11 protein-coding genes are annotated in these 9,405 nt (G+C 33.3%); all 11 read right to left on the bottom strand.

Features of this window, described 5'->3' with window-relative positions:
- Positions 1-169: 169 nt before the first annotated feature.
- Positions 170-850, bottom strand: coding sequence for a mutarotase (locus tag ACHZDT_RS12710; RefSeq protein ID WP_394775003.1), 681 nt, complete (start codon positions 848-850; stop codon positions 170-172).
- Positions 851-992: 142 nt separating this feature from the next.
- On the bottom strand, positions 993-1,460 hold the full coding sequence (locus ACHZDT_RS12705; protein ID WP_394775002.1) for an SRPBCC family protein: 468 nt from the start codon (positions 1,458-1,460) through the stop codon (positions 993-995).
- A 141-nt stretch (positions 1,461-1,601) separates the two neighbouring features.
- Positions 1,602-2,183: a TIGR00730 family Rossman fold protein gene (locus ACHZDT_RS12700; protein WP_394775001.1), complete on the bottom strand. Its 582-nt coding sequence runs from the start codon at positions 2,181-2,183 to the stop codon at positions 1,602-1,604.
- A gap of 70 nt (positions 2,184-2,253) precedes the next feature.
- Positions 2,254-2,793 (bottom strand): GNAT family N-acetyltransferase, encoded by a 540-nt coding sequence (locus ACHZDT_RS12695; RefSeq protein ID WP_394775000.1) that lies wholly within the window; start codon positions 2,791-2,793, stop codon positions 2,254-2,256.
- A 241-nt stretch (positions 2,794-3,034) separates the two neighbouring features.
- Positions 3,035-4,132: an MBL fold metallo-hydrolase gene (locus ACHZDT_RS12690; RefSeq protein ID WP_394774999.1), complete on the bottom strand. Its 1,098-nt coding sequence runs from the start codon at positions 4,130-4,132 to the stop codon at positions 3,035-3,037.
- Positions 4,133-4,256: 124 nt separating this feature from the next.
- Entirely contained in the window at positions 4,257-5,303 is a 1,047-nt protein-coding gene (locus ACHZDT_RS12685; protein WP_394774998.1) for a serine hydrolase domain-containing protein, read from the bottom strand.
- 106 nt (positions 5,304-5,409) lie between these two features.
- A complete protein-coding gene (locus ACHZDT_RS12680; RefSeq protein ID WP_394774997.1) occupies positions 5,410-5,778 on the bottom strand; it encodes an ester cyclase in 369 nt (122 codons plus the stop codon).
- 233 nt (positions 5,779-6,011) lie between these two features.
- On the bottom strand, positions 6,012-6,692 hold the full coding sequence (locus ACHZDT_RS12675; protein WP_394774996.1) for an aspartate/glutamate racemase family protein: 681 nt from the start codon (positions 6,690-6,692) through the stop codon (positions 6,012-6,014).
- A 24-nt stretch (positions 6,693-6,716) separates the two neighbouring features.
- A complete protein-coding gene (locus ACHZDT_RS12670; RefSeq protein WP_394774995.1) occupies positions 6,717-7,130 on the bottom strand; it encodes a hypothetical protein in 414 nt (137 codons plus the stop codon).
- 63 nt (positions 7,131-7,193) lie between these two features.
- Positions 7,194-8,108 (bottom strand): helix-turn-helix domain-containing protein, encoded by a 915-nt coding sequence (locus ACHZDT_RS12665; protein ID WP_394774994.1) that lies wholly within the window; start codon positions 8,106-8,108, stop codon positions 7,194-7,196.
- Between the two features lie 12 nt (positions 8,109-8,120).
- Positions 8,121-9,014 (bottom strand): NmrA family NAD(P)-binding protein, encoded by an 894-nt coding sequence (locus ACHZDT_RS12660; protein ID WP_394774993.1) that lies wholly within the window; start codon positions 9,012-9,014, stop codon positions 8,121-8,123.
- Positions 9,015-9,405: the final 391 nt, after the last annotated feature.

Genomic DNA, 9,405 nt, shown 5'->3' with positions numbered 1-9,405 from the left:
GTGTTTTATGGCATTTTGGGAAGTTTAAAGGATTAAGTTTTTTTTGCCACGAATTTCACGAATTAGCACGAATTTTATTTAATCGTATTTCAATTAGCGAAAATTCGTGAAATTGCTTCGCCTGTTCGCTTCGGTCGGGTCGTGGCGAAAAAAATCAGCAACAGAAAAATTAAATCATAAATTCGGCTAAATGAATTGTATTTTCTTCTCTTTGATACCAATCATTATATACCAATTCTAAATTTCCTACCGTAAATTCCCCAAAATCATAATCGCGAAATTGCTCTATAACTTCAATCAATTTCTCCGGATTTTGAAGTTTTTCCTGAAATCTTAAAACAGTAGAATGTGCCGTTGCTATGGAATAGCGACTATCAATACTTTGTTCTAAAGTTGAATTTTTGAAATTCTCACGCATTTTATCCCGTAAAATATTCAAAGATTCATCAGTTGGAAATCCCTGGATCATTATTGCCGACGGAGAAGCGGTAATGCCTTTAAATTCAATTTTGATTTTATCTAAAACAACCAGACTTTGTTGAATGATATCAATATACTCCTGAATGTTGATTTTATCCACAGTAAAACATTCGTAACACGAAATAATCGACATAACGGTAATATGAATATCTGAATCCGGATAATAATATTGTTGAGGTTCAATTGCTCTTAATTCGTCTAAAAACAACTGAATAGCAGCTTTTACTTTTTCATTTGGGCGGATTAATAACGTGATTCCAAAACGGGAATCTGATGTTTCATTAATTTGAGAATCTAATTTGTAATTTCCTTCTGAAATTGCTTTGGCAGATTTTTTATAAAGTCGATTGTAATGTTCCGTTAAATCCATTTAAAATTATTTCTTTTTCGGCTTTTCAAGTTGATTAAGTGGAAATTGTACAGAACCTTTTCCTGATTTATATTTAGGAAGTTTCAAGTTTCCAGTTCGTTGCGTAAACCTGAAACCTGAAACTTTTAAACCTGATTTTTTTTTACGCTAAACCTTTCGGGAATCGATCCAGAACAAGATTCAATTCTATATTATGTTCTAAATACGCTTTTGCTCCGGCGAGAACCAATGTAAATCCTTCGGTTGAATTTCGAACCTGATCGATTATTTTATCCGGATCTCCTTTTAAACCTGAATTGGTTATGCTTACAAAAGTTTCATTTTCATCAAGCGCACTAAAAAGCCATTCGACTAAAGTTGTTTCGCCGGGATTTCCCCATTCGATTACAATCTTATGATTTTCCTGCAAAACAAGCGTTGTAACGGTTAATGAGAAACCGTATATTTCCCAAGTCCATTCGGTTATGGTATCTTGTTCTAATTTTCCGGAACCTTTGGTAAACCAAAATTTACTGGTAATTTCCGGATTTACAAAAGCTTGAAAAACTTCTGAAACAGGTTTCCGAATCAGCATTTCGGCTTTTGCGAAGTGATTATTTTCTGTTTTCATCTTTTTTGGAAGTTAGATGTTAAAAGTTAATTGTTATGCGTTAAGAGCTAAAGTTATAGCTTAAGAGCTGAAACGTAAATATAACGCTAATTGTTTAATTTTAAAAGTATTATAAATTACTCATAACTCATAACTCAAAATTCATAACTTTTCTTTTTCAATCCATTTTCCAACGGTTGGCGGAGTATAATTTTTCATTTGGTTTAATAAATCATCAATATTATCACTTACCAAAAGCATTTGTTGATTGACATCTTTCAATAAGCCTTTTTCGACCATAACTTTCGTTAATTCGATAAGTAAATCATAGAAACCGTTGATGTTTAGAATCGCGATAGGCTTTTTGTGCAATCCTAATTGTGCCCATGTTAGCATTTCAAAAAGTTCTTCAAGCGTTCCAAAACCACCCGGAAGTGCAATTACACCATCGCATAATTCGTCCATTTTGGTTTTTCTCGCGTGCATGCTTTCTACCAAAATTAATTCGGTTAAACCTAAATGCGCAATTTCTTTCGATCTTAAAAAATCGGGTAAAACTCCAATAGCTTTTCCGCCTTCGTTTAAAACTCCATCGGCAACGGCGCCCATTAAACCTACGTTTGCTCCGCCATAAACCAATTCTATATTTTGTTGCGCCAATGTTTTGCCTAATAATGTGGCTTGTTCTTTATAAATTTCTTCGGTACCAAAACTTGATCCGCAAAAAACTGTTATTCTTTTCATTTGTAATGCTATATGTTTGAAGTTAAATATTTTTATTATTGGTTAAGAGTTGAAACTAATAATTCATAACTCATAATTTATAATTCCCCGCTTTTAATTCATATTCAAAATGCGGGATATCAACTCCGTTATTCATTACATTCATTTCGTTTATTTTTACCGCTCCCAGTTTCTCTACGGCTTTTTGGGAACGTATATTATCTGCGCCAATATGAAAAATTACTGAATCTAAAGATTGAAAAGCATAATCTATCAAAAGTTTTTTATTCGATTTATTGTATAAACCTCCCCAAAATTTTCTGGCAATAAACGTAAAACCAATTGCAACGCTGGATTTTTCAGGATTGTAATCGTAGAATCTTGTGTTCCCTATGATTTCGTTTGTCTTTTTATCCAAAATTAAAAACGAACTTTTTGAATCGATTGCCGCGTCAAAAAAAGATTTGAAAACTGCTGATTTATATCGGTCTTTCATTGGGTGTTGTTCCCAAATCAAAGGATCGGAAGCTACTTTATAAAGTTCGTCAAAATCACTTTCCTGCAATGGGATTAATTTTGTGATATCGTCTTCAAGAATTTCAGGTTGTAAATTGAATTTTGAATTTGTCATTTTTTATTTTGCCTTTTTTTGCCACAAATTTCACGAATTTATGATGATTTTGTCATTTCGTTTTTTTGCTACTAATGTGATGAATTTATGATGATTTGTCATTTCGACCGAAGGGAGAAATCACATCCTGGATTCGACAAAGATTGGCGACTTTTGTGACGGAGTTTCTAGTGTGATTTCTCCCTTCGGTCGAAACAAACTATAAGCGTTTCAGTTTTCGGTCTCAGTTCTCAATCTACAATTACCTAATTCCTTTCCACCATTGTTTAAACGCTTGTTTTTCGTTTCTTAATTCTACTAATTCACCAATCATTGGTGTGATTAACGGAATCGTGTTTTCGGAACTTGCATTTAGTTCTGTAACTTTTATCAATGGTTCGTCCCAGGCATGAAGAGCCAATGCGAATTTAGATGAATGCACCGGAAAAACTCGTTTTGCTTTTAGGTCTTTCATGGCTTTTATTACATCTTCGGATAAATTATGAATGTATTTCCATGCCGGATTATATTGACCGTTATCGATAAGCGCAATGTCAAAAGGACCAAATTTCTGGCCAATTTCAGCAAAATGAGTGTCGTAACCGCTGTCTCCGCCCAAATACATTTTAAAATCTTTTGTTTCTAATACAAAAGATGTCCAAAGTGTGTTGCAGCGTTTTGTGCTTCTGCCGGAAAAATGTCTTGATGGCGTTGTATAAAGTGTCAGATTTTGATCGAGTTCTATTTTTTCATGCCAGTCTTTTTCGATGATAATTTCTTTTGGAAACTTCCAAAATTCAAAATGTGAACCTACGCCAAGTGCACAAATTATTTTTTTGATTTTCGGTTTTAATTCCATGATTGTTTTATAATCTAAATGGTCATAATGATCGTGTGTAATCAGCAAATAATCTATTTCAGGAATATCATTAGCGGTATAAATATCAGTTCCTTTAAATGCTTTTGTGGTTCCGTAAATAGGCGAGGCGTTGCCGCTGAAAACGGGATCAATTAAAAATCGTTTTCCGCTAAGCTGAATATAATAAGACGAATGTCCAAACCAAACCAAAATATCCTGATCTAAAGCAAGTTCATGTAAATTAGTTTTGATGGAAGGAATAATATCGATTGGAATTTTTCTGTTTACTTTTTTAAATAAAAATTCCGATATTACATTAAAATAGCCGTAACCTTCTGCAAGTTCAGGCGTAAAATGCTCATTTTCAAATTTTCCGTTTTTGTATTGTGGTGATTTTTGTATCAACGCCAATCGTTCTCCCGAAGGTCTTTTCCCGTATCTGGGATGCGTAAAAACGTAAATAAGTAGGGCAAATAAAAGAATTAGTATAGTAATAATCATAATTTTTTTAATTTGAGGGGATAATTTTTTTGAGTTTTTTAACGAATGGTAATCATTTTCTTTAGGATTTCGACGTCGATTTCTACTAATTTTTTATTATAAATACAGCTTTTATGTTTTGTCGTTATTTTTTGTTGAGTAAATCACTTTTCAATAAGATGTTTTTGATTTTGAATTCAGAAATATAAAATAAATTAGAATCCTCATTCATCTGATTTTCTAAAATTATTAAACTCACATCGCTTTCAGGGAAATACAAATTTACAGAAGAAAACCCGTCGCCTAATCCGGTATGACCAATGTATTTTACAGTTTCTTTTTCGATAACTCTAATCCCGTAACCGTAACCGTCTTTTTCTTTTCCGAAGAAATTATGTTGTGATAAAGCACTTGATTTTATTAGTAATTGATATGTTTCAGGTTTTAGGATTTTTCCTTTGTGAAGATTATTGTTCCAAATCGCTAAATCCTTTACGGTAGAAATAATACCATCTGCGCCTAAAGTTTCTGCGTTGATTTGGCTTTTTTCGTCAGGCTCAAGGATTCCGTTTTTATTGTTATATCCTGTCGTTAAATTTTGTTTTTTATCTTCAGAATAACAGAAAGTATTTTTCATATTTAGTTTTCTGAAAAGCGCATCAGCAACTTCTGAATAACTTTTTTTGGTAGTAAATTCTACAATTTTCCCTAGTAAATTAAAACTGATGTTTCCGTATTTAAAATCTGTTCCGGGTTTAAAAGCGAGCGGTTTTTGCAAATCAACGATTCCGTGAGTATGATTTAAAAGTTGATGAACGGTTATAGAATCTGCCCAGGTTTGCTTGAGTTCCGGCAGGTATTTTTTAATAGGATCCTGTAAATTAATTTTTCCTTTTTCAACTTCTAACAAAATCAAAACAGCCGCAATTAGTTTGCTATTTGACATGATTTCAAATTGACTGTCAATTGTCAATGGTTTTTTTGTTTCAAAATTGGCAACTCCTTTTACTTTAGAATAAATTGTTTTTCCGTTTTTAGAAATTAAAACTACGCCGTTAAATATAGGCGATGTGTTTGCAATTAAGCTATCTATTTGGGCGGTATAATTGTCTTTTTTTTGAGCAAACGAATTGCAATTCGAAAATAATAAAAAGAAAGATAATAAAAAGGAAATTCTGGAAATGGAGTTCATTTAAAAGTTTGTTATTTTGTTTCAGGCTTTTTTTGTTTCAGGTTTTTTTAGTCCCAGTCTCAGTCTCAGTTTTCAGTCACAGTCGCTGAAAACTGGGACTGAAAAACTAGAACATCCCGTTTTCATTAATGGGATCTTTTGGAATTGGCTGACCTAAATCCCAAAGTTCGACGATTTTATCTGATTTAAATTTTAGAATATGAACTACTGCAAAACCAAGTTCGACGGGAGTTTGTTTTAAGTGAGAATGTACGGCAACTAAATTATCATCTTCAAGGATATGATGAATTTTAAAAACTTTATTTGGGTTTGTTCTTGTTGATTCTTCCATGGCGAGCATCAAAGTATCGGCATCGCCTTTAAAATAGGCGTTGTGATGTTTGAAATTTTTACCTATATACAAACGAAAAGCTTCGTGTGAATGCCCGTTTGCAGCGAGATTTAAAAATTGCGTAGCTATTTCTTTCCTGGTCATGATTCTATAATTTAAAAGCTAACTAAGTTATAAAATAAGTATGTAGGAAATCAAAAAATAGTCTTAATATATTTATTGGTGAATCGCCGAGTCATTTTTAAAATCCTTGCAGAAAAGGAATACAATTTAATAATGAAATGAAATCAGTAAAAAATAAGAAATATTCTAAAGATTTTTTTTGTGATATGGCTTTATTTAGTTAAAAAAATTACATAGTAATGACCTGATTACCTTTAAGAAACTATAAAATTCACAATCGCGTCAGAATGTATTTTGGTGGTATCAAAAACGGGAACGGAAAAATGGGATTGATCTATTAATAACGGAATTTCGGTACAACCTAAAACAATTCCTTCGGCGCCTTTTTCAATAAGTTCATTCGCTATTTTAATATAATTCTGTCTGGGTTCCGGATTAATAATTCCTCTTCCCAGTTCTTCTTTCAAAACATATTGAATATAATCTCTGGTTTCTTGTTTTTCGGGAATCAAAACGTTTAATCCAAAACTTTTCAGGCGATCTTTATAAAAATCCATTTCCATAGAAAATGAAGTTCCTAAAAGTCCAATTGTAGTAATTTTTTCTTTTGTTATGGCTTTTGCGGTTTCTGTGCCAATATGAATTAAGGGTAATCCAATTACTTTTTCAATTTCATCGGCGTACATATGTGCAGTATTGGCACATAAAACAATTGCATCAACACCACTTTTCTTTAAACTCAAACACGCATTTAATATCAGTTCATAGGAGTTTGCCCAGGTTTTTTCCTGAACATCACCAAAGTTTAAGGAATAAATGAGGCATTCTGCAAATTGCAATCCGCCTAGTTTTTTATTGACACCTTCGTTGATTAATTTATAATAATCTATTGTCGAAACCCAACTGATTCCGCCTACAAGTCCAATTTTTTTCATGTCCTTATTGCAATTTAAATGCTGTTATTCTTCTGATGTAACTAATTTTTTACCCAAATAAGCCATTGGAAGATAAGCAAATAGAAGATCAATAACATTGTACCAAATTGGCGAAGGCAAAGTACAGACGTTCACGATTCCGCCCAATAAAAAGAAAGCACCAATTGCGAGCGCTAATCTCATTTTGTTATTTGCCGCAATTAAAGCTGTTACTGCTGCGCCGGCAAAAGTTCCCAGTGCATGTGCCACAAACGGAAAAATAAAATGTTTGGGCTCAAATAAATGCATGGTCGCTTTTAGTCCTTCTATTGTAGTTACATCTGCGCCGTGTGGAGCGGGAATAACAGAACTGCTCATTAAAATTATAGACATATTAGCAACACTTCCTACGAAAAGACCAATTATAACGGCAAGTGTATTTTTGAAAACAGGATTCATAAACGTATTTTTTATTCAACGAATTTATGAAAATTATAGAAGGTATTTTGCCGAATGCCTTTTTTAATTAAAAGACTGCCTGAATTCTAAAGGCGAAATATTGGTTTTTGTCTTAAATAATTTGCTGAAAGACTGCTGATGTTCAAAGCCTAATTCAAACGCAATTTCGCTTATGGATAAGTTCGTTGTTGTGAGTTTTTCTTTAGCTTTTTCAATCAATTTATCGTGAATATGCTGTTGTGTGCTTTGACCGGTTAATGATTTTAATAATCCGCTTAAATAATTAGGCGTAACATTTAAGGTTTCGGCAATATAATGAACTGTTGGCAAACCGTTTTTAGTCAGGGAATTATTCGCAAAATAATCGTCAAGTAAATTCTCTAATTTTGCAAGAATTTGATGACTGCTTATTTTTCGGGTAATAAATTGTCGGTTATAAAAGCGTTCTGCATAAGTCAGCAATAATTCGATTTGGGCGATAATAACATTCTGACTGAATTTATCAATATTCGACTGATATTCCTGCTGAATATTTTTCATTAAACTAATAATCATTTTTTCCTCCTTATCCGAAAGATGCAAAGCCTCATAAACCGAATAACCAAAATATTCGTATTGTTTGATTTTTTTGGCAAGCGGCGTATTCCACAAAAAATCAGGATGGACCAATAATGACCATCCTGTGTGTTGAAGTTCAGAATTTCCTTCGATAGAAAAAACCTGACCTGGCGAAATAAACATCAAAACTCCTTCTTTAAAATCGTATTCCTGCTGACCGTATTTCATTTTAGCATTTGCATTTCGTTTTAATGCAATCGAATAAAAATCCAGCATTAAGCTTTTTGGTTCATTTTCGCTCAAATACTTTAAATCTTCAAAATTATAAACGCTCACTAAAGGATGTTCCGGCTTGGGCAAATTTCTAAATTCATGAAATTCGCTGATACTTTTTATTCGAACAGGTTGATTATTTGCCATAGTCTAAGGTACTTATTTCTGGTTGTAAATTGCAGCAAATTCTTTAGCATAATCTGCCAGTTTTACTTTTCCCATTACGGCAGGTCGGTTTTCAATATAATCTTCGCCAAGTAAACCATTGTAAAGTCCGGCATACATTTCGACCAAACCTTCGGCGATTTTAGGCTGCATTCCCACGTTTACCAATCCGTTTAAAGTTTCTTCATCCGTAGTTAAAACCCATTTTAAATCCGGTTTTCCTATTGCATTTCCTAAAATCTGAGCTGTTTCGTGACCTGTAAGTTCTTCGCTTGAAACATAACGAACTTTTTTTCCGTCAAGCGGAGTTGTGATTTCATCTGCAATAGCTTCAGCAATATCATTAGGAGAAACCCACGGAATCATTCTGTCCGCGCCATAATTTGCAGCGATAATTCCCTGCGATTTAATTAGCGGAATATAAGCCAGCAAATTATAAAAGAAAGAAGTTGGACGGATAAACGTAATCGAAACATCAAGTTTATTCAAAACGGCTTCGATCTCATTATAACGCTGAATAATTCCTGAATTCTTTTCTAAATGCGCACCAATACTACTCAAAAACACAACACGTTTTACGCCTGATTTCTCAATTGCTTCGGCATAATTATCACCAATTGTACGTGTAAAAGCATCTAAATCCAGACTGGGATCAAAATAATTCGCACGCGGAATCATGCAGTAAACCGCATCTGCGCCTGTAAATGCTTTGGTCAAAAATGCAACATCTTCAACCGAACCAATCGCCGCCAAAGCTCCTAAAGTTTCAATTTCATTTTGTTTTCCGTTGCTGCTGCTAATCACCGTAATTTCATGTCCGTTTTGCACTAATTCCTGAGCTAACGGTTTGCTAATGTTCCCTAAAGAACCTGTAATTGTAATTTTCATCTGTATCTATTTTTATAGTACAAAGTTGCGCAACATTCAAACAACAGATTTAGCCAAAACTATTATTGTCGTAGTCTAAAAGTGGTTTTGATTTTAATTTTCAGGAGCAGCAAAATTATTTTTATCAGAACCTTTTGTCCCGCTGTTCGCTCTAATCTTTTGCTTTTTAAAGGAAAAAGCAATAGGATTTCCGCTTCCATCGGGGCTAAATTAGAGGTTTTGGGTTTTTTTGATGTGAAGGTTTTGGGTTTATGTGGTGAAATTTTTGTTTTTATGTGGTGGTTCTAAACCCGACAGGTTTTTAAAACATAAGTGTTCGGAAGAGTTAAATTGATTTACATATATTAGTATTAAAGTCTAATTGTATGGAAAAGAAAGTCACAGTAGGTTC

It is taken from the genome of Flavobacterium sp. (genome assembly GCF_043722275.1).
Taxonomy (GTDB): domain Bacteria; phylum Bacteroidota; class Bacteroidia; order Flavobacteriales; family Flavobacteriaceae; genus Flavobacterium.
The sequence above is the reverse complement of the archived record's forward strand: the minus strand, read 5'-3'. Positions and strand labels throughout refer to the sequence as shown.